The 20,178-nt window shown below is 34.1% G+C and carries 24 protein-coding genes and 1 pseudogene; 2 read left to right on the top strand and 23 right to left on the bottom strand.

Going from position 1 to position 20,178, the window contains the following annotated elements; translation table 11 throughout:
- Positions 1-12 precede the first annotated feature (12 nt).
- The 9 genes from PB01_RS08755 to PB01_RS08715 all read right to left on the bottom strand — a co-directional run bounded on the left by PB01_RS08755 (position 13) and on the right by PB01_RS08715 (position 8,451).
- Positions 13-1,080: a Ger(x)C family spore germination protein gene (locus PB01_RS08755; protein ID WP_192797520.1), complete on the bottom strand. Its 1,068-nt coding sequence runs from the start codon at positions 1,078-1,080 to the stop codon at positions 13-15.
- On the bottom strand, positions 1,073-2,098 hold the full coding sequence (locus tag PB01_RS08750) for a GerAB/ArcD/ProY family transporter (protein ID WP_151699852.1): 1,026 nt from the start codon (positions 2,096-2,098) through the stop codon (positions 1,073-1,075). Before PB01_RS08750 ends, PB01_RS08755 begins: the two co-directional genes overlap by 8 nt.
- Positions 2,091-3,512: a spore germination protein gene (locus PB01_RS08745; RefSeq protein WP_225986231.1), complete on the bottom strand. Its 1,422-nt coding sequence runs from the start codon at positions 3,510-3,512 to the stop codon at positions 2,091-2,093. Before PB01_RS08745 ends, PB01_RS08750 begins: the two co-directional genes overlap by 8 nt.
- Before the next feature lie 95 nt (positions 3,513-3,607).
- Entirely contained in the window at positions 3,608-4,459 is an 852-nt protein-coding gene (locus PB01_RS08740; protein WP_225986230.1) for a CAP domain-containing protein, read from the bottom strand.
- Positions 4,460-4,618: 159 nt separating this feature from the next.
- The gene (locus PB01_RS08735; protein WP_151699851.1) at positions 4,619-4,879 is read right to left on the bottom strand and encodes a hypothetical protein; all 261 of its coding nucleotides are present in this window, start codon (positions 4,877-4,879) and stop codon (positions 4,619-4,621) included.
- Entirely contained in the window at positions 4,872-5,777 is a 906-nt protein-coding gene (locus tag PB01_RS08730; RefSeq protein WP_151699850.1) for a CobW family GTP-binding protein, read from the bottom strand. Before PB01_RS08730 ends, PB01_RS08735 begins: the two co-directional genes overlap by 8 nt.
- Before the next feature lie 65 nt (positions 5,778-5,842).
- Positions 5,843-7,324, bottom strand: a complete 1,482-nt coding sequence (locus tag PB01_RS08725; RefSeq protein WP_225986229.1) for a lmo1851 family serine protease — start codon at positions 7,322-7,324, stop codon at positions 5,843-5,845.
- A 129-nt stretch (positions 7,325-7,453) separates the two neighbouring features.
- Entirely contained in the window at positions 7,454-8,158 is a 705-nt protein-coding gene (gene deoD / locus PB01_RS08720; protein ID WP_151699849.1) for a purine-nucleoside phosphorylase, read from the bottom strand.
- A gap of 71 nt (positions 8,159-8,229) precedes the next feature.
- The gene (locus tag PB01_RS08715; RefSeq protein WP_151699848.1) at positions 8,230-8,451 is read right to left on the bottom strand and encodes a YozE family protein; all 222 of its coding nucleotides are present in this window, start codon (positions 8,449-8,451) and stop codon (positions 8,230-8,232) included.
- Between the two features lie 122 nt (positions 8,452-8,573).
- Here PB01_RS08715 and PB01_RS08710 point away from each other — a divergent pair, with 122 nt between their 5' ends.
- The gene (locus tag PB01_RS08710) at positions 8,574-10,433 is read left to right on the top strand and encodes a methyl-accepting chemotaxis protein (RefSeq protein ID WP_225986228.1); all 1,860 of its coding nucleotides are present in this window, start codon (positions 8,574-8,576) and stop codon (positions 10,431-10,433) included.
- 461 nt (positions 10,434-10,894) lie between these two features.
- On the opposite strand, the gene msrB is transcribed toward PB01_RS08710, so the two are convergent.
- The 8 genes from msrB to PB01_RS20990 all read right to left on the bottom strand — a co-directional run bounded on the left by msrB (position 10,895) and on the right by PB01_RS20990 (position 16,345).
- On the bottom strand, positions 10,895-11,320 hold the full coding sequence (msrB, locus tag PB01_RS08705) for a peptide-methionine (R)-S-oxide reductase MsrB (protein WP_151699847.1): 426 nt from the start codon (positions 11,318-11,320) through the stop codon (positions 10,895-10,897).
- A complete protein-coding gene (gene msrA / locus PB01_RS08700) occupies positions 11,302-11,826 on the bottom strand; it encodes a peptide-methionine (S)-S-oxide reductase MsrA (RefSeq protein WP_151699846.1) in 525 nt (174 codons plus the stop codon). The genes msrB and msrA overlap by 19 nt, the downstream gene beginning before the upstream one ends.
- A 12-nt stretch (positions 11,827-11,838) precedes the next feature.
- A complete protein-coding gene (locus PB01_RS08695; RefSeq protein ID WP_151699845.1) occupies positions 11,839-12,411 on the bottom strand; it encodes a YpmS family protein in 573 nt (190 codons plus the stop codon).
- A gap of 12 nt (positions 12,412-12,423) precedes the next feature.
- Positions 12,424-13,230 (bottom strand): GDSL-type esterase/lipase family protein, encoded by an 807-nt coding sequence (locus tag PB01_RS08690; RefSeq protein WP_151699844.1) that lies wholly within the window; start codon positions 13,228-13,230, stop codon positions 12,424-12,426.
- 133 nt (positions 13,231-13,363) lie between these two features.
- Positions 13,364-14,203, bottom strand: a complete 840-nt coding sequence (locus PB01_RS08685; RefSeq protein ID WP_151699843.1) for a DegV family protein — start codon at positions 14,201-14,203, stop codon at positions 13,364-13,366.
- Positions 14,204-14,428: 225 nt separating this feature from the next.
- Positions 14,429-14,929, bottom strand: coding sequence for a dihydrofolate reductase (locus PB01_RS08680; RefSeq protein WP_151699842.1), 501 nt, complete (start codon positions 14,927-14,929; stop codon positions 14,429-14,431).
- A 21-nt stretch (positions 14,930-14,950) separates the two neighbouring features.
- Positions 14,951-15,895 carry a thymidylate synthase gene (locus tag PB01_RS08675; protein WP_151699841.1) on the bottom strand — a complete coding sequence of 315 codons (945 nt, stop codon included), beginning with the start codon at positions 15,893-15,895 and terminating at the stop codon, positions 14,951-14,953.
- 285 nt (positions 15,896-16,180) lie between these two features.
- Complete coding sequence (locus tag PB01_RS20990; protein ID WP_192797519.1) at positions 16,181-16,345, bottom strand: hypothetical protein; 165 nt, start codon at positions 16,343-16,345, stop codon at positions 16,181-16,183.
- A 290-nt stretch (positions 16,346-16,635) separates the two neighbouring features.
- Between PB01_RS20990 and PB01_RS08670 the strand changes: the two genes are divergently transcribed.
- Positions 16,636-17,034 carry a hypothetical protein gene (locus PB01_RS08670; protein ID WP_151699840.1) on the top strand — a complete coding sequence of 133 codons (399 nt, stop codon included), beginning with the start codon at positions 16,636-16,638 and terminating at the stop codon, positions 17,032-17,034.
- 145 nt (positions 17,035-17,179) lie between these two features.
- On the opposite strand, the gene PB01_RS08665 is transcribed toward PB01_RS08670, so the two are convergent.
- The 6 genes and pseudogenes from PB01_RS08665 to PB01_RS08645 all read right to left on the bottom strand — a co-directional run bounded on the left by PB01_RS08665 (position 17,180) and on the right by PB01_RS08645 (position 20,121).
- Complete coding sequence (locus tag PB01_RS08665; RefSeq protein WP_151699839.1) at positions 17,180-17,554, bottom strand: YolD-like family protein; 375 nt, start codon at positions 17,552-17,554, stop codon at positions 17,180-17,182.
- Positions 17,554-17,775 carry a transcriptional regulator gene (locus tag PB01_RS08660; protein ID WP_151699838.1) on the bottom strand — a complete coding sequence of 74 codons (222 nt, stop codon included), beginning with the start codon at positions 17,773-17,775 and terminating at the stop codon, positions 17,554-17,556. Before PB01_RS08660 ends, PB01_RS08665 begins: the two co-directional genes overlap by 1 nt.
- Positions 17,776-18,678: 903 nt before the next feature.
- Positions 18,679-18,789, bottom strand: coding sequence for a YjcZ family sporulation protein (locus tag PB01_RS08655; protein WP_151699837.1), 111 nt, complete (start codon positions 18,787-18,789; stop codon positions 18,679-18,681).
- A 149-nt stretch (positions 18,790-18,938) separates the two neighbouring features.
- Positions 18,939-19,172 carry a hypothetical protein gene (locus tag PB01_RS21345; RefSeq protein ID WP_225986227.1) on the bottom strand — a complete coding sequence of 78 codons (234 nt, stop codon included), beginning with the start codon at positions 19,170-19,172 and terminating at the stop codon, positions 18,939-18,941.
- Between the two features lie 114 nt (positions 19,173-19,286).
- The gene (locus tag PB01_RS21340) at positions 19,287-19,571 is read right to left on the bottom strand and encodes an N-acetylmuramoyl-L-alanine amidase (protein ID WP_225986226.1); all 285 of its coding nucleotides are present in this window, start codon (positions 19,569-19,571) and stop codon (positions 19,287-19,289) included.
- A gap of 173 nt (positions 19,572-19,744) precedes the next feature.
- Positions 19,745-20,121, bottom strand: a pseudogene (locus tag PB01_RS08645) (phage holin family protein).
- Positions 20,122-20,178 lie beyond the last annotated feature (57 nt).

Here is a 20,178-nt window from a genome sequence, read left to right as displayed (position 1 = left end):
AAGTGTCGTTTTTCAATCTGCTATGCCTGTTTCAATAACTTTTACTTGCACAATTGGAGTAATAGTTAAGGTTGGATATATTTCATTCCATTTATTTTTCTCAAATACATTTGGATGAAAGGCCCTTGCATAACGACCTATTCCAAGAGCGTCACAATTACTATCGTGTAATACTTTTAAAATTTCTTCCATTTGTTTCGTAAATGTTTCTTCTAAAAATTTTTCTATTTCCTGGATTTCTTTTTTCTCTAATAAATGATTCTTATAATATTCCATTATTCCTATTTTCATTTTATAATGTATTTCAATATGCGTACCGTCCCATTTCATTTTCCTTTGTAAATTATCAACTCTAATCGTTAAAGGGACTTCTTTGTGTGTGAACGTTAAAAAAGGATACTTCCCTTTCTTCTTTTTCATCAGCTGCAATACGATGGAGTCATCTTTATTTAACGTTTTTCCCGAGAATTTTTTCCCGCTAAACAGAGCAAGCCCTAATAATTCTGGAATATTCTCTTCTTTGGACATTATGATATATGGCAAAGTTAAGTCAATTGCTTCATCCTTTAAGTCAGAAAGAGACTGCTGAATATCCGCTTTAGATAAAACAGATTCTAGTTTAAATCCTTCTACAAATTCACTGTAATAATTATTTACATCGCTACCCATTTTATCTCCATATTGAATAAATGGTGCTGTACTGCCTTCCGTAATTATTAGCACAGTATTTAATCGGCTCCGAGAATTTCGATAATAAGCATCTAGATAGTGATCTAAATCACTTTTTACTGTGTCATCGGAAAGTAATATACTTGTTAATTTTGACAAATCCAATCTTTCATTTACTTTTTGATCTACTTTTTGAGCTACGTCCTGTACAGATATACCCTTAGCCGATAACATTTCAAATTGCTCACTTTGATGCTGCTCCCCTGGCAACCCAAAATAGCCTGTTAGGTTACCTATTTCTCCGTCGAACCCAACCATAGGTATACTCGCAAAATCTTTGTTTAGACGTTCATCCCAACACCCACTTAGTAGGAGTATTACAATTATTAATATACTTATATTTTTACTCACGCAATGACTTCCTCCATCCCTTAAAGAGGATAAATAATGGCAGTAATATCCCAAAAAACAAATGTCCATACGCTAGTAAATCATTTGCTGTCTTTAATATCTCCCGAGACAATAAAAATAGAGGACAAATAAATATGACAAGATGTATAATTACTGTAAATTTAAAATGCCGTTTATGCATTGTTTTATATAGGTGAATGCCTAAAAATATAAATAACGCAACCGTTATTATGCTCCACATCATCCAAATATAAGTAAAAAACAAATCTAATCGTTCTACAAACGTAACATCTTGCGACTTTAATAAAAATGTTATAGCCACTGGAATAAGTTTTAATTCTTCCAGCGGAAAAAATAGAATGGTGAACATTATTGTAATTAAAAAAAATAAAGTTAGAGCAAGTTGATAGGATAGAATCTGTTTTGTCTTTATTTCTCTTTTGTCTTGCACGAATGGTCGTAATATTAAAAAGGCTTCCAAACCGATAAAAGCATTTAATGATTCCTTTGCTCCGCCAATCCATTGGTCTTTTTGTATATGACCTATAGGGAACAAATTAGTCCAGATTAAATCTGGAACAGCAAGAAATAATGCTCCTAAAAACAATATGATGAAAGGAATTAAGATAACTGAAATATTTAATGGCACTGCGTATTTACTTATATTTACATAGAAAGAAATGAAAACGATTAAACCAATAACTATAAAATGGGGTGTTAAAGGAAAAACCCAAACTATTAACAAAAAATCGATTGTTGCCAAAAAAATAATTACTACAACATACCAATAAATTTGAAAAAGCCACTTTTCGAATTTATTTAATTGAAAGTACTTATAATATTTATTAAAAATGATTAGCAGTACACAATGTAGGAAGCTGACTATGGTGAATACAATCCAAGCATTTTGTTCGGCAGCTTTTATCACTCGTGTTTGAAGTGTTATAAAAATTGTGCCTGTTTGAATAATAAATAAAAATAAAAATAATTGCTTATTAGACACTGTCCATTTATTCATTTTTCTTCAATCCTTTTTTGAAGAAATAAAAGTTTTTTTGTCCCGTATTCGACTTATAATATGGAACAGGGAAAAACACTTCTAATAACTTTTTTGGTTCAAAAGGTATTATAGGAGACAGATATGGTCGATTTAAAGACTGTAAATTTAACAGATGGATGAAAAGGATAAGCGATCCCATGACAAGGCCAAAAAAGCCGAATATCGAGGCTGCGATCATAAAAGGGAATCTTAAAATACGGATCGAAGTACTTAACTCAACTGAAGGAACTACAAAGCTAGCAAGTGCAGTTAAGGCAACGACAATTACCATTAAATTAGATGCAAGACCAGCCGAAACGATTGCATCCCCAATTACTAATCCTCCTACTACCCCAATTGTTTGTCCTACAGGACTAGGCAATCGAATACTCGCTTCACGAATAAGTTCAATCGTTATCTCTAAAAGAAATGCTTCGAATATGGGACGAAAAGGAACATGACTAACGGAACTCTTCACTTCCTCACCCAAATCTATTGGGACAATTTCAAAGTGGAAACTAGCTACAGCAATATAAAACGCTGGTAAAAAAATAGCTATAAAAAAACTAGCTAAACGAACTAATCGATAAAAAGAACCAACCAATAATCTCCCATTAAAATCATCAGGAGATTCATAAAAAGTGATTAAAGTTGTTGGGGCAATTAGTGCAGTAGGATCCGAATCTGCCAGGATGGCAATTCTACCTTCTAATATATTCGCAACTACTCTGTCAGGTCTTTCTGTGTTTAAAAATTGAGGAAATGGGGACCAAATGGAATCCTCTATGTAGTCTTCTAACTGTCCCGAACTATATAACATTTCTAACTCTATTTTAGATATTCTTTCTTTCAATACTTCCAAAGCTCCTTGATCTACTTTAGTGCGCAAATATATGATGGATACTTTTGTATTAGTTGTAGATCCAATTACTAATCTTTCTATTTTCAAATCCGGTGTACTCATTCTTTTTCTTATTAAATTTATGTTTACTTCTACATTTTCTACAAAACCATCCTGAGAACCTCGAACTACATATTCACTTATCGGAGATGAAGGTGCCCTTGAAGAAATTTTAGGCATTATTACACGAAGTATTGTATTTGATTTTGGGAATATAAGCACAGTCTCTCCAGTGGAAATACTTTTCTCTAATTGCTCAATTGAAAATTCTTCTTCTTCTGAAAATGGAGTCTGATTCCAGTTTGGATCATTCGATTCGTATCGCAGTTGTATATGATTGATTTGTTTCAGGACACCCGCTGTATCAATCATCGTTGCATAATAGCAAAGTATAACTGGATCATCATTCCATTGTAATTCCTTTGTTATAAAATCAAAGGAATGGGAGAATGTATTTTGAAGTAATTCCATTGTTTCTTTATATACAATCACTAGATCACCTCTTCCTCTTGAAGTATGTGCTCTAAGTTTTGAATATAAACGCAAAAGAGCCTATCAAGTGTAAAACTTGATAGGCTCTAACTCTATTATTTTCCTATAAATTGTTGTGTCCAGTAGAATCCACTATCAGATAAACCAACTCCGATTTGTGTAAACGATGGATTCATAATATTTGCTCTGTGACCAGGTGATTTCATCCAAGCATCTACAACTTCAGCAGCGCTACGTTGTCCCATAGCAATGTTTTCTCCCGCCGAACTGTAAGTGATACCAAGAGATTTCATTTGATCAAATGGAGAACCATATGTTGGACTAGTATGATCAAAGTAGTTTCTATCTTTCATATCTTGTGATTTTGCCTGAGCTGATTGAGTAAGCTTCACTTCAATTTGTAAAGCCTTTAATCCTTCTTTTGCACGTTCTTTGTTTGTTAAATCAACCACTTCTTGAACTGCTGCCGGTACTTTTACTTCCTGATTATTATTCGTTGGTGTTTGTTCAGTTACAGGCTGTTTCACAGGAGTGCTTGGTGTTGATGTTACTGGTTTTTTTACTGGTGTAGATGGTGTTTCAGTCACCGGTTTTTTTACTGGTGTAGATGGTGTTTCAGTCACTGGTTTTTTTACCGGCGTAGTTGGTGTTGATGTTACTGGTTTTTTTACTGGTGTAGATGGTGTTTCAGTCACCGGTTTTTTTACTGGAGTAGATGGTATTTCTATTACTAGATTTGAATTTAATAGATAGCTAAAGTTATTAAGATCTTTCCAGTCAAATTTATTAATAATATTATATGGTGCATTCCATTGATATGTGACGACTGCTTTTGCCTCGGAAGTAGTATGTGAATTTCCCGTTGTCATCGCTGCATCTGCTGTATTTGTTGAAAACAATAAGCCACCTGCTAGTAATCCAACAATGATAGAATGTTTTTTATTCATTTTCATTTCCTCCTTCTTTTGTGCACCCCTATTGTAAACATAAGATTGGAGGAAATTTTTCCATAATATTTACCAACACGTCCAATTGGATTAAAAATATCGATGAGAATAACAAACTATAAAACTATTATTGGTTAACTTAACCAAGTAGATCAAAATTTACACTTCATATCCTGTTGACAGTTTTTCATATTCTTCTTTATAAATGTCTAATAGACATTTTTGTTCTTCAGAAGATAGTTTACTTGATTTAATTCTCGTAATGGCAAAACCATATTTTGTTTCAATGGTCCGCCTTGCTCTTGGATGTGTAAATTCATCCATTAACTCACTTTGAATAAATTGTCGAACCTCTTCTTCTGTTCGTACTTTTTCTAATTCCACTCTTCCTTTATATAACTGGTGAAAAGCATTAATCATATGAGCTCTCTCCAATAATTTCGATTCTATCTATTTGGTCCCCAATTAGAACGATTTGGGGCTCCATCTTCATAAATTCTGGCAACCATTGTACCATTCCATATGCATATTGAAATAGATAGGGGTTTTTATGTCCCTTTAATGGAACATAGCCCTTTATCCGATAAACTGTGTCAGGAAGGCTTCTTACCCAGTCTTCAAATGAGTCTTGATCAACCGCATCAGAAAAAGTGTGTAATCTGGAAGAAAGAAATAGTTGTTTTCCAATAGCTGTTTTGTTAATGCCTTTTTCATGAAAAGTTGCTTCCAACTTCGTAATTAATGCTAATGGAATCTTACTATTGGAAGTTTGGATAATTGGTGCCGCATTATTTAAACTCTGTATTTGCATAGTAACTGAAGCAACTTCGGAATCGGAGAGTAAATCCGTTTTATTTGCCACAATTAAATGAGCATGTTTTATTTGTTCCAGAAAAAGCATACGTGTTTGTGGGGTCATTTTGTCTCTTTCAAGCCATCTTTTACAATCGGCTACGGTAACAATGCCTTTCATATTTAACTTGCTTGCAAAGAGTGGAGAAAAAACAGCATCCATTGCCTCAACAGGATGCGCAGCTCCTGTTGTCTCTATTAATAATACATCGAAGGTTTCTCCCTCTAATAACGTCTGAAGTTGGGCCTCCATTTTCTCAGAACCTGTGCAGCAAATGCAGCCTTCCAGCATTTCTTTTAATGGCACATCGTTATCGACTACTCTGCTATCAAAAGCTAATTTCCCTAACTCATTCATAATGACTGCCGGCTTTAATCCTTCCGCTTTAAATTGAGCGATTAAATGAGCTAATAAAGAAGTTTTTCCACTTCCCAAAAACCCACTTAATAGGTAAACATCTTTCATACTATCTTCTCCCTTCTTCATGTTGAAAAAGCTGACCATAAAGGCCAGCTTTTAACTTTAAACTATTACTTATTCAGAAGCTTTAAAACCACTTCTTTGGCTTTTTCCAATTGTGGATCATCTTTTACTATTTTTTGGCGAAGTTTATCCATTAAGATGAAAGAAGTCTCGCCTGTCAACTCACCCGTTGTGGCAATATTATTATCTGTCTGAAATTTTTTCACTGCTTTAGCAAACGGAGCATCGAAGTTTTCATTCATTTCGCCAACTTCATAACCTATTGCTTCCAACATTCCTTTCGCATTTTGGACAGCTTCAGAAGACTGATTTTCTTTTAATATTACGGATGGGTCTAGTGGAGCAAGCATTGCATAAGAAGGGTATTCCACAACATAGTTTGGAGCAATCCCTTTCTCATGAATCCAATTACCTTTTGGTGTTAACCATTTTGCAGTTGTAATTTTAATGTTCGATCCATCTGGTAAGTCATTTACTTGTTGAACTGTACCTTTACCAAAAGAATTTAACCCAACCAATGGTACATTAGCTGATTCACTCAGTGCCCCTGCTAATATTTCGGATGCAGATGCACTGCCTCCATCAATAATTAATGATACTGGGACTTTCACTTTTGTACCTGGTGATGCAGTTGTTACGTCCGTATTTCCTTTTTCTTCAATTTGAAGAATTGGTTTTCCATCCTCAACGAATAAATTAGAAATATCGATTGCTCTATTAAGAAGTCCTCCTGGATTTTGACGCACATCTAATACTAATGCTTTCATGCCTTGTTTATCCATCTCTTTTATAGATTTAACAAGTTCATCATACGTATTTGTCGAAAAGCTTGAAATGATGATATGCGCTACATTATCTCCAACCATCTCAGCATAAACCGTTTCTATCGGAATATCATCACGAACAATCGTAATATCCGTCGTCGCATTTTCCCCACGTTTAATCGTAAGGCTAACTTCGGTTCCTTTATTTCCACGAATTAATAACACAGCTTCGGAAGCAGTAAATCCTTTAATCTCTTTTCCATCAACCGCCATAATTTTATCATTCGGCAATAGCCCCGCTTTTTCAGCAGGAGAATTTTTAATCGGAGAAACTACCGTTATTACACCATCTCTTTCTTGAATTTCCGCACCGATTCCTTGGAAACTAGACGAAATACTTTCATTGAACTGAGAGGCTTCTTCCTTATTCATATAATCAGTGTACGGGTCATCTAGTGCGTCAATCATTCCATTTATCGCACCATTAACAATCGCGTCTTGATCTATATCTTTATAGTATTCTTCTTTTAACTTATCATAAGCCACATACAACTTAGAGAACTCCGCTCGCTCACTTTGCGGTGCATCTCCCCCTATAACTTTGTCCTTGCCGAGAGTTAAAGACAACATCGTAACAGCTGCAGTCGCTATTATTAAGGCGAAAATCAAAATTAGAAAAACAAATGGTTTCATCTTAATATACCGCGATGCTGGTTTTACTTCTGAAGAATTTAGCTCTTCATTTGATTGGTTTTGTTCGTCCAAATTTTTCACCCTTTTCACAAAAACTAAAAATTATTTTAAAAATAGACTGTCATCGAAATGACAGTCTATTTATGAAGATGATCTACAAAAGAAGAAATCTCCCTAATATTGACGGACAATTTAACGATATTAGTCTTGAATTGCTGCTTCTAATGCAACAACAATCATATCGTTGAAAGTAGTTTGACGCTCTTCAGAAGTAGTTGCTTCCCCAGTAATGATGTGGTCACTAACTGTTAATACAGAAAGAGCTTGACGACCGAATTTCGCAGCTAACGTATAAAGCGCTGCAGATTCCATTTCAACTGCAAGAACGCCATAGCTAGCCCATTTTTCATTTTGTGCATTTTCATTGTAGAACAAATCTGCCGTAAAAACATTACCTACTTTTAGACTTAATCCGGCTTCTTTACCAACATTATATGCTTTATATAACAAGTCAAAATCTGCAGTTGGTGCATAGCTTACATCATCCAATAACACTTTATTCAAAGTAGAATCTGTTGAAGCACTTTGAGCAAGGATTACGTCACGAACTTTTACATCTTTCTGGATAGCGCCACAAGTACCTACACGAATTAATTTTTGAACATCATAATCATTCATTAATTCATGAACATAAATAGAGATTGAAGGAACACCCATTCCAGTACCTTGAACTGAGATTCTCTTTCCTTTATATGTACCAGTATAACCAAACATATTACGAACCTCGTTATATTGAACAACATCTTCTAAAAATGTTTCAGCAATATATTTTGCGCGAAGTGGATCTCCAGGCAGCAAAATTGTATCCGCAATCTCACCTTTTTTTGCACTAATGTGTATACTCATTTATTTGACCTCATTTCTATTACTTATCGGCTTAATGATACATTTTTTTTGATTGAATTGCAACGAAATTGCTAGCTACTTGCTTCTTTATAAAGTTCCCAAAGTTCATCAAAAACGGTTGCACTCATATCTAAGTGTGCAAGTTCTTCTATATATTTCGATAAAGAATCAAAAGAAGTTTCTGCTTTCGGAAAATCATGTTGATTAAACATAGCTTCTGCAAAGAGTGCTTTTTTATCCTTCTTTTGTCCCCCACGGTATTTTAATGCATAAAGATAAAACGATTGTTTCATATTTCACCTCCATCTTTAGTCATGAAGTCACAGAAAAATTAAAAAACATGTAGATAAATCTATCTAAAACAAGTAAACTTAAAAATATTAATAGGTAATACATGTAGAAAGGGTTGATATGGTTGTTAAAGGGGATCCGAAATAAATTAAAACCATTAAATTTACCAAAAGTAAATAAACATGAAAAGAAGAGAGCTAAGGAGAAAAAAACATCTTTCTTAACAATTTTTAAAAGTAAGAAAAAGATAGAAAGAAAATCTTACGCAGCAACAAAAACTAATCTCTTTAATTCTATAAGAGGTCGTGTACTGATCATCTTTTCCATACTTATAATAATCCTAATTTCTATGCTTGTCTTAACTTCTAGCAAAATGTATTCATCCCAACAAGCTTTAGAGAAGTTTACGAATGAAGACATCAAAGAGCAATTGATGGTAAATCAGATATCAACCGAAATTGCTCAACTGGCATATGCAGAACAAAGTTATATTATAACCGGTAAGTCAAATTATATGGCAAGTCATAAAAAATATAAAGATGCAATTATTACTCATTTAAAAGAATTACATCTAATTTATAAAGATCGTACAGAGGAATTACAAAAAATACAATCCATTAACCAATTTTTCACGACGTACCTTCAATACTCTGAGCGGGTAATTAAAATTCGCGATGAAACAGGTATTGAAGCCGCTCAAAAATTAGTAAACGCTGGCAATGGGAAAACTGCCATGAATTATGTAGATGTTCATATTGCTGCTATGAATGAAATACTAGCTAAAAATAATGCGAGTCAACTTGACCTTTTAAAAAAGGGGAATAATACTTCTTTATTCTTATTTATCGCATTAACCATTTTTTCAGTAGCATTAACAATTTCATTTGGTATTTATCTGTTTCTTTCTATTAAAAAAAGTACTTATGCTATTAACCGATCTATTTTAGATATTGCCCAAGCTGGTGGTGATTTAACTCGACGCGTGAAAGTTCGATCTAAAGATGAATTTGGTGAAATCGCGGAAAGTACTAATGTGTTAATCGCTTCTATTGCTAATTTAGTGAAAAGAGTTAGTTTACTTACTGAGAATGTATCAGCGAGTGGTCAAGAGCTTATGGCTTCTTCAGATGAGACAGCAATTACTATACAATCTATTGCAGATTCAACGAATGAGATTGCTGTTGGAAGTGAACAAACGATGCGGAGCATGAATATCGCCATTCAAAAGATGAACTCACTCGAAGAAGCAACAAGATACTTAAATAATGATGCTCAAGCTGTAAAAGAAGCAACAGATCAAATGATGATTGCTGCACGTAAAGGGGCCGAATCAGTACATCACTCCGGAGATGTAATGATGAAAATTGAAGAGACAATGGCGAACACTTCACAAACTGTTCAAGCACTCGGTACAAAATCGTATGAAATTACTTCTATTATTAAAACGATTACTGCAATTGCAGAACAAACAAATCTACTTGCGTTAAATGCTGCAATTGAAGCTGCGAGAGCAGGAGAGCACGGACGTGGCTTTGCAGTTGTGGCGGATGAAGTTCGTAAGCTTGCTGAGCAATCTCAAAATGCTGCAAAAGAAGTTACGGGTATTGTAACTTCAATTCAAATGGAAGTTACTTCTATTGTAAAACAAAATCATGAAGGTGTAGATAATGTGATTCGTGGTGTAGAAGTGGCGAATGAAACAAATACATCTTTAGAACAAATTATGAATCAAACAAATGAAACTATTTCAATCATTGATAAAATGGTAAAACAAATTGAAGAGACGCTTAACTTTAGCCAAGAAGTTGCTGCTTCCTTTATTGAGGTTAATCAAATTGCAGAAAATACTGCGACCAATACTGAAACATCCGCTTCTGCTGCTCAAGAAGGATCGGCTGCTATGGAAGAAATTAATGCTTCTGCAGTAGAATTATCGAACCAGGCAGATGAACTTCGAAAAGTAGTAAATGAATTTAAATTGTAAATAAGAAAAGTGCAAGTTCTTTAAGTGCATCTGGTCTTTCCTATTCCTCGAGTGCTTTGGACTAAACATTGGCTACACTATTACCATTATAGTTTTGGCTCTTGAAGAGACTGCGTCACTTCAGGAGCCATTTTTTTTGATAATCTTGTAGCGGATGTTTGTCCGTCGCCCTCTTGGAATAGGTAGAGAGAAGGTACATAAGGTTAGAATAATGAGAGAATTTACCCTTTCCTATTCTTTTAAAAGCGGACGAAGATTCAATTTCGTCCGCTCAGTGCTTCTTTATCAATAGATGCTGCCTATTTGTCTTAAGTTCAACCTACTTCCCACTTGCCGTCTAGGTATCTATCATTTGGCGCTTCCGACCCTAAAACAAATACCTCCTACACTTTATACATTCAAGTGTAGGAGGTATTATTGGGTCTCAAGTATCTTGAAGTATTTCTTGCACAGGGGCGCTTCTAGAACAACTTCAAGTAATCTTCATAACCTTCTTCTTTCAGTTGGGTCTTTGGTACAAATCGCAAAGAAGCTGAGTTTATACAATAACGTAATCCTGTTTCCTCTGAGGGACCATCTGGAAACACATGTCCTAGATGAGAATCAGCAGTCTTACTTCTAACCTCTACCCTTCTCATTCCATGACTCTCATCGGAATGTTCAACCACTTCTTGTGATTCAATTGGTCTTGTAAAACTTGGCCAGCCACAACCTGCATCGTATTTATCCTTCGAATGAAATAATGGTTTCCCTGAAACGACATCTACATAAATCCCTTCTTCAAAATGCTTATCAAACTCATTTTGAAAAGGCGGTTCTGTCCCGTTTTGCTGCGTCACATAATACTGCATATCCGTTAATTTGTCTTTCATTTGGAATCCCTCCATGTTTTCTCGATATATGCCGCTCTACCAGAACCGACATAATACCTATTATAATGTGCCGGATTTTTCTTATAGTAGTCTTGATGGTAAGTTTCGGCTGCGTAAAACTCTTTTGCAGGAAGTATTTTCGTTGCAACTTTTAACTTAAATTTTTTAGATTCTTCTAAATCTGCTTTTGATTTTTCAGCTTTTTCTCGCTGTTCATCTGAATGATAAAAAATCGCAGTTTGATAAGAACTACCTTTATCAAAAAACTGTCCATTTTCATCGGTTGGATCTATATTCATCCAGAAGATTTCTAATAATTGATCATAAGAAAAAATCACTGGATCATATGTAATTTGAACAGCTTCATAATGACCCGTGTTATTAGAACAGACTTGCTCATATGTTGGGTTTAGCGTATGTCCACCTGTATAGCCAGATATTACACTTTCAATACCTTCAAATGTATCAAATGGTTTAACCATACACCAAAAACAACCACCTGCAAATGTTGCCTTTTCCATATTATTTCCTCCTCACTCATCTGGGATTACTATTTCTAATGTAATAACGTCTTCAGCTAAATTCAATTCTTTGGCACGTACATGTACACCAGAAGCCATTGGAATATTTGCTAATTGTATTAAAACTTCTTTGTCAGAAGGTTTGACAACCATCCAATTTGGAAGTTGTATGGAATCTTTCAGTACCTTTAGCACTGTTTCTGGAGGGAGTTTGACTATACCTATCTCTAATGAAGATTGTACTAATCGAATATCACCGTTTTCTTCAACAAAAGGTTCAAAATACATTTTCACTGGAATAATACTCCTAAAAGCTATTATTTCAGAAGTCAAAATCACTTGATCTTTTAGTTCTAATTTTAAAGGTAAAGTTTTCTTACCCACCGCTTTTTTCATAAACGTATTAGCAATACCTTCAAAATCCTCTTTTGTAGAGTTTACTGTAAGTACATTCCCTGTATAATTAGTTGTTTCTAACTGTTCTTCCGATGAATCAGATGGAATTGATATCCAATAAAATAATCCAACGACTAATCCAATTAATATTAGTACAAGTAAAAAGAATGCTATTTTCCATTTGTTCATCTCTTCAACTCCTTAAAACAACAATTCCCTATCTTGCTCATCTATAAAACCACATTCTACTAAGGAATTTATGATTTTTTCTTCCATCAATTGATATCCTTTGCTATTCGGATGAAAAAAATCTGTGTGATAAACTAGATTTGCATTTGTATCAAAAAGTTTTACTATAGGTACAAAGCAAGCATTTTCATCGTCTTTAGCAATATTTTCTATTGTATCGTTCCATTCATTAATAATTGTATCAAATTCACTAGACTCTTCCGCAACAATTGATATTGGATTATAAAGACCAATTAACACAATTTTTCCTTTACTATTAATCTTACGAATTTTATCAATAATTTTCATATAATTACTTTCAAACGAAACTAAACCTTTCTCAAATGATTCTACCTTTAAGTTAAATAAATCTTTTTTTACAATTTTCATTAAATCATTTCCACCAATAGTTATCATCATAATATCTGCATTTCGAATTGCATAATCAATGTCACCTTTATTTATAAGTTTTAATAATTGGTCACTTCTTCTACCTCTTAACGCAGTATTGGTTAAAACAACGTCTTCTATTCCTTTATATTGCAAAAACTCTGTCTTTACTCTTCCTATATAGCCTTCTTTTTTTAACTCATCCCCAACACCTTTTGTAAGGGAGTCCCCGATTCCAACCATCTGTAATGTTCTTGGAAAAAAAGAAAAGGGAATAACATATTCTTCGAAAGAAATAGATTCTTTTTTTGTAAAGTCAACTGCAAAAGAAGGTTGTTTTTCACAACCAGCTAATAAAATGATACATGCTAAGTAAAAAATGTACTTCATTCCTAACTCCTTTCGATAAGAAAAGCACAAGAAACAACATTCTTCTATGACGAGATTCGAGCAAAGAAGTAGAAATTTTTTCCTTTTCATTTGATAAAAGAAAAGCAGGGATAATTCCCTGCTTTTCCATTACTTACTCCGTCATATACATAAAACCAATCGCGCCAGGTCCAGTATGTGTGCTAATAACAGGTGAAGTAAAAGAAACTTGAATGGAATTGAATCCGGATTCCTCGATCAGCTTCATTAATGGCGCTGCCATGGCTAAACCGTTGGCATGAGATATTCCAACCGCTTTAACTATTTTTCCTTTAGTATCTTCTGTAAACTGCTTAAATAAATAACTAACTACTTGTTTATGGCTCCTAACTTTTGCGATAGGTGTATAAACACCCCCGGCTAAGCTAGCGATTGGCTTAATGGATAATAACGAACCTAATATGGCAGTACCTTTCCCAATTCTCCCGCCTTTTACTAAATTTTCAAGCGTATCTACTACTACATACAAACTTGTGTTTAATTGCATTTTCTTTAACTTTTGTAAAATTAACTGTAATGGCTCACCCGAAATTGCCATTCTTGCAGCTTCTTCTACTTGAAAAGATAATGCAAAGGAAATAAATTCAGAATCAATGACTGTGACATCAGATTCAGACATCTTTGCCGCAGCTTGTGCAGACTTCACTGTACCACTCATACCACCGGTCATATGTATCGATAGTATTTGATCTCCATTTTCTCCAAGATGATCATATAATTCTTTAAAGACTCCTACTGCTGGTTGCGATGACTTAGGTAATTCTTTGGATGTACCCATTTTTTCTAAAAACTCGAGGGGTTGGATATTTACTCCGTCAAGAAATGATTCTCCGTCTATTTGAATAGTTAATGGAACCACATGAATATGGAGGGATTCAATCAACTCTTTTGATAAATCTGCCGTTGAATCCGTTACAATATGAATTTTAGACACAAAATCCCTTCTTTCCTTTATACACCTATTATAAGAAGAAGTGTAGTCCTATTTAAACTTCTAGCTATGGAATGTAATTTTTCTAAACAGTTACTCATTTTATTTTTTGCAAATCCTTCAAGCGTCATTACCTTGGGTTCTTTCTTTCCTACAATATATGACCAGAAAATTAATATTTGAACTTTTGCTTGATATTTTAAGGAGTAATTTTTAACATCCTAAATTTCAGGTAAAAATCTTCCCTTTCCTTTTTTCATATATCAAATAAGCATACGTTATCCCATCATCTGTCTGCATATCCTTTGATACTTCGACTAGCAACCATTCATCTTCTCTATAAGGGGGAAAGAAAGTATCTCCTTCAAATACATTCTGTATAAATGTAATGTAAAGACGATCCGCTTTTGGTAATGTCGCTTTAAAAATTTGCTCTCCCCCGATGACCATCACTTCTTCGTGAAATGATTCTGCCAATTTAAGTGCTTCTTCAATTGTACTAACTGTTTCAGCACCAACAACTTGATAAGAAGGATTTCTTGAAATAATGATATTCTTTCGCCCAGGTAGAACTCTTCCAATGGATTCATACGTTTTTCTACCCATAATCATTGCTTTATTCATTGTTTTATTTTTAAAATAAGCTAAATCACCAGGTATATGCCAAGGCATTTTATTGTCGAGTCCTATTACTCTGTTTGCATCATGTGCCACGATTAATGAAATCAACCTTTTTCCTCCTTTCTTATTCTAAACTGCAATTGGTGCTTTAATACGAGGATGCGGATCATACCCATCAATGGTAATATCCTCTAGTCCAAAATCAAAAATAGACGCTTTTTCGGATGATAATAAAAGGGTTGGCAATGTTTTTGGCGTACGCTTTAATTGCGTTTCCACTTGTTCCATATGATTCAGGTATATATGCGCATCCCCAAGTGTATGAACAAACTCTCCAACCTCTAAGTTACATTCTCTAGCGATTAAATGTGTTAATAATGCGTATGAAGCAATGTTAAAAGGTACCCCTAGGAAAACATCCGCACTACGTTGATACAATTGACATGACAGCTTCCCTTTAACGACATAAAACTGCATAAACGTGTGACAAGGAGGAAGTGCCATATCATCTACTTCTGCTGGATTCCATGCTGTAATGATATGTCTACGTGAATCTGGATTTTTTTTAATTTGTTCAATTAAATTTTGGACTTGATCGATTGTTTGTTCATTTTTACCTGGCCACGAACGCCATTGCTTTCCATAAACTGGACCAAGGTCACCAAATTCCTTTGCAAAGTCATCATTCGACACTATATTAGAACAAAAGACTTTCATCTGTTCGTCCACTATTACTTTAAATGCAGGATCATTTGCAGCCCTAATCCCAAAATTAGTCATATCTGGTCCTTCATAACTTTCACTTTTCACCCATTTTTCAAATGCCCATTCATCCCAAATATGATTATTAGCTTCTATTAATGTTTTGACATTAGTGTCCCCTTTAAGAAACCATAATAACTCGCTCACTACTAAACGAAACGCTATTTTTTTTGTAGTCAATAGTGGAAATCCTTTTGCTAAATCAAAACGCATTTGATAACCAAATAAACTTTTTGTACCAGTACCCGTTCTATCTTCTTTCATTACTCCATGATCTTTTATATGTCTACACAGATTTAAGTACTGTTCCATTGAGATGCCCCTTATCGTTACTTTTTATTCTTGCATTCATTATAACGAAAAAATGCCCTCTTGACGACAAGAGGGCATTGAAAGTTCAGGAAAGTCATTTAGTAGGTGTGTTTTTGGACCAGAGTACATTTAGTTTTGCTTTGTATAGTTTTAAAAGATAACCCATAAAAGAATCAACGTTTTCTAACTTTCGAAGGTTTAATGTCTTAAAATTTTAGTATATTACAGCATATCTTTTGGGGTAAATTTAAGCTTTTCATTTTAAAAAACTAAAATCACCTTCCTTTATTGGTGAGTGTTTTTTTCATCTATTTTTCTAGATAATTCTACAAAACTTTCGAAGTTTTCTTTCGGCAAGTAAGCAAGGCTATTTAAAGCATTTATAACCTGGTCTCTAGGATATTTTCCTAACATTTCTTCTATTAATTTTTCTATTCTATCTTGCTCCAATAAAATCACCTTCTTATTTATTCTATTACAGTTACAACCACCATATCATCTAACTGCAGCACAAACGATTTGAATGTATCTTCTATTTAAGTCTACCCAAAGATTTTTAAAATACTTATACGTACACTTGTTCTCTCCTCTTTTAATTTATTATACGAACGTTTGCATTTCAATTTTTTATCGCATCACTTTTTCTTTATTTTTTTAATTTTCAGAATATGTATTTACGTGTAAATATATTAGTGTTATTTTTAAAGTAGTTAGAAAATACCACTGCAAGGGGTGTTAATTTGAAATCAGAAAACATCATGATACGCGTACCTACTTTTTTAAAACAAGATTTCATGCAGAATATAGACGCGAAACACATAAACGCATCTGCTTTGATTAGAAGTTGGATTGAAGAATACATCAAAGAAAACAAGGAGGAAAAAACAATGTGGGAATTCGAAAACTATACAATACACAAAGAAACAGACTTATTGCGATTTGAGAACAAAGATGGTGTCATCATCGGTTACGTACAGCTAAACGACTACGACGAAGTTGAAGATTTGAACAATGGGGCGAATCCAATCGAAGAAGGTTGGAAGGACGGTATGGGAAACATTATTAATATAGAAGGTTGGGGTGGCAAAGAAAAGTATCATAAACCAATATTAGAGCTGCCGTCGGAAGGATTGGTTTGAGAAAAATAAAAATAGAGACTTACCCACAATTAAATCTGTGGATGGGTCTCTTTTACCGTTAAATACATTTATTACCCAATTTCTTTTTTTCGAATAAGCTCTTCTAACAAAAAGTAATAGGCTGTACCTGCTAAGAATAAAATGTTTAATCTAATACAGTAACGTCTACTATATCATCTAGCTGCAACACAAAAGATTTAAATACATCTTCCATTTCGATTTTTCTTCTATTTAAGTCCACCCAGATAAATTTTCCGATATGAAAAATAAAAGCTCCGTCTTTCCAAGTTTTTATTTCTACCTCAACATTTCGTTTCATTGCTATTTGGATATTCTCTTGGATGATATCTAAATCCCATTCATTCAGTTCTGGACGTGGTGTTTTCTTTTGTTCGTCGATATATTCACGAACGAGTTTTAAGTGTTCTGGAAGCATCATGGCTACCCATTTTTTAGATCCTCTATCTCGTACTTTCAATAAATCCAATTGATGATCCATCATTTCATCTAAGTATGCCATTAGATAACATCCCTTTCACGTTTTACGACTGGAACAAATGCGAGTACGTTTTCTATTTTGAAGGTCCTTTTGGTATTCCTTAAAAAGCAGTATGCCTTAAATGTAGTATCGTCCACACTTAATACCTTAACTCTCCTTTTGCTTATTTCTCCTGTATTCGAAATATAAATCATATCTGCCAGTTGACCGTGATCTAAACACTTCAAGATATTTATACGCACATTCGTTCTCTCCTTTTAAGATAGTATATGCGAACGTATGTTTTTTATGCAACTAATAAAAAAGAAGACCAGTCCGACTGGAATGGCCTCCTTTAATATTACAAGCTCTTTCTTCTAGAAGAATTGTCTTGTCGTACTCCTTAAATTAAATACTATTACCGACTGAAATTAAAATCTCTGCGATTATTCTCTCTGCATGGACATCTGAATTCATCATTGTGAAGGTGATTTCGATCATCACGATCCATATTACTAACTATATTGAGGTTATTTCGATTATTCTCTCTGCATTGACATTGAAACTCATTGTTACGGTTGAAATTAGATCGTACTTCTCGACATTCACAAATCAACTCTACCTGACGTCTTTGTCTTCTTCTTCGTCTTCGATTTTCATTAAACATATACTATTCCCCCCTTACTTTTTAATAAGCCGGCCAGCCTTCTACATATAATATGGACGAGGACGAGTATTGAGTGGACAAATTGTCTGATACAACTAATATATTTATTACAAACTCCTGTTTACTCCTACTGAGTTACGTAAACTATCATAAACTGTCAAGTTGAATCTCATAAACAATATTCATACAAAAATAAAGAATATAGTAACTATTTGAAGAATCGTTCTACAGGTCGTAGTTTTATTCGTAATAAAGCAATATAAGAGGATTTTGGCGAACTTGAGGAATTGATTGAGAAAAGTCGAGAAATATTAAAAAGCGACCAACTCGATTAGGAGAAAGTCGCTTTGCTAGAAGAGAAGATACAAAATGGGGTTGAATTGATATCATTTTACCAACATAATTAATCAACTCTAAAGACCGTTATGTCGACCAAATAGTGATACTTGTCAAGGCTGAAACTCTCTCGATTAATTCAAGTAATCTACATCGCATTTGTTTAGTACGTCATAAAACTTGCTCCCACGATAATTAGTAAGATAAATAACACTACAATCAACGCAAAGTTCGAGTTGCGTCTCCCGCCGTATTCGCCTTCATTTCCGGACATATTATACCACCTCCTTTTGCATTTCTATTTATAAATTATGAAAAGATTATGTTATGGATAAGGTAAATTATCTAGTATCGATGAATTTAATTAGTTGGGTTTTTGGTGCCCATTTAAACTAAGTGCAGAATTTAGGAAGCTATGTTTAGTTAGACTTCCAAGAAAAATATAAAACCCCACCAACAATTGTGAGCAGAGCAGGGCATGATATTGTATAGATCCTTAGTTTCTAATTTATTTAGCAATGGCGCTAGTATGGTAACTAGCGTAAGCATTGTATTGTCTTTGATTTCGTAATTAGCAGCTATCATTCCGTGTTTAACTAACTTGTCTTTTTCTTTCTGTTGCCCTAGTGTTAATACTATTTTTTCTTGCTCGACCATCGTTTCCTCCTTTTTATCTACATCTTGTTTGAATTTATCCCACAGTGAATTGTTCGCAACAAACAGTGCTGGACAGTTTTTTCCTGTTACATCATAGTGCCTATAAAGCGGTTTCTATCCGAATTTATGTTGTAACATTTGTACAACCAAAACTGTTCTTGCAATCGTGTCCGGATGAATAGTTCCATCTTTCTCCACGCACATCTCTATTCCGATGGAGATTAAATTTGCATTACCTCCAGGATAATAAGAGGATGTTGCTCTTAAAGATGGAATTAATGGACCTTCTTTTCTTTCGTTCGCGTGGAAGGCTACTTCGTCCAATGGGATTAAGTCTAAAGCTTTGGTCCTATCCACAAATAGGTGTGCGCTCGTATAACGTTTTTCATCTTTTGGCAACTTATCGTTATCGTTTGGGAATGTGCTATTAAATTAAGTAGAAATGATTATCCGCGGTGCCGCCATTGTTTGAAGTGTAATGAAGCACTTCTGCAGCAACTCTCAACAACTTGTTCTAGTGCGTGTTGTCGGATGGATTTTAATATGTTTTTGTTCGTAATTTAATGCGACCATTATTCTTTCCCTCCAGTCTCTTGTTCAATTACCTTCAATTTATCTTGAATAATTTTTGGTACAGGTAATCTAAGTTCAGCGCTGTTTTCCAATAAGGATGTGATTTCATAAAACACATAAAAAAGAGCGTAGCATTAGCTAGCATCCCATTTAGATTTAACATTTGATCCATTAAGTTAGAGGTGATAATCACACCAAAAATAGTTATTTTTTTTAGATATCCGATGAATGCCGTTTTGCTAAATAACCTCTTGTTTTTGATTGCTTTTGCAATGCCTGTAATAACATCGATAAGGATTAATAAAAAATCCAAAAACTTAAAGCTGCCGAACAAATAAAACCTTACTATTTCAATATTTTCTAACGTAATCACCATGGTGACCACTTTCCTAATTTTAATTTTTACAAAACAAAAAGAGCATCCATGTAGATG

Source organism: Psychrobacillus glaciei, from assembly GCF_008973485.1.
Taxonomy (GTDB): Bacteria; Bacillota; Bacilli; order Bacillales_A; family Planococcaceae; genus Psychrobacillus; species Psychrobacillus glaciei.
The sequence above is the reverse complement of the archived record's forward strand: the minus strand, read 5'-3'. Positions and strand labels throughout refer to the sequence as shown.

Bases quoted from the DNA above. Each gene is read 5' to 3' on its own strand.
- PB01_RS08750 (WP_151699852.1), bottom strand. From the start codon at position 2,098: ATGAATAAATGGACAGTGTCTAATAAGCAATTATTTTTATTTTTATTT.
- PB01_RS08740 (WP_225986230.1), bottom strand. From the start codon at position 4,459: ATGAATAAAAAACATTCTATCATTGTTGGATTACTAGCAGGTGGCTTA.
- PB01_RS08735 (WP_151699851.1), bottom strand. From the start codon at position 4,879: ATGATTAATGCTTTTCACCAGTTATATAAAGGAAGAGTGGAATTAGAA.
- PB01_RS08730 (WP_151699850.1), bottom strand. From the start codon at position 5,777: ATGAAAGATGTTTACCTATTAAGTGGGTTTTTGGGAAGTGGAAAAACT.
- deoD (WP_151699849.1), bottom strand. From the start codon at position 8,158: ATGAGTATACACATTAGTGCAAAAAAAGGTGAGATTGCGGATACAATT.
- PB01_RS08715 (WP_151699848.1), bottom strand. From the start codon at position 8,451: ATGAAACAATCGTTTTATCTTTATGCATTAAAATACCGTGGGGGACAA.
- msrB (WP_151699847.1), bottom strand. From the start codon at position 11,320: ATGGAGGGATTCCAAATGAAAGACAAATTAACGGATATGCAGTATTAT.
- msrA (WP_151699846.1), bottom strand. From the start codon at position 11,826: ATGGAAAAGGCAACATTTGCAGGTGGTTGTTTTTGGTGTATGGTTAAA.
- PB01_RS08695 (WP_151699845.1), bottom strand. From the start codon at position 12,411: ATGAACAAATGGAAAATAGCATTCTTTTTACTTGTACTAATATTAATT.
- PB01_RS08690 (WP_151699844.1), bottom strand. From the start codon at position 13,230: ATGAAGTACATTTTTTACTTAGCATGTATCATTTTATTAGCTGGTTGT.
- PB01_RS08675 (WP_151699841.1), bottom strand. From the start codon at position 15,895: ATGGAACAGTACTTAAATCTGTGTAGACATATAAAAGATCATGGAGTA.
- PB01_RS08665 (WP_151699839.1), bottom strand. From the start codon at position 17,554: ATGGCATACTTAGATGAAATGATGGATCATCAATTGGATTTATTGAAA.
- PB01_RS08655 (WP_151699837.1), bottom strand. From the start codon at position 18,789: ATGTCCGGAAATGAAGGCGAATACGGCGGGAGACGCAACTCGAACTTT.
- PB01_RS21345 (WP_225986227.1), bottom strand. From the start codon at position 19,172: ATGGTCGAGCAAGAAAAAATAGTATTAACACTAGGGCAACAGAAAGAA.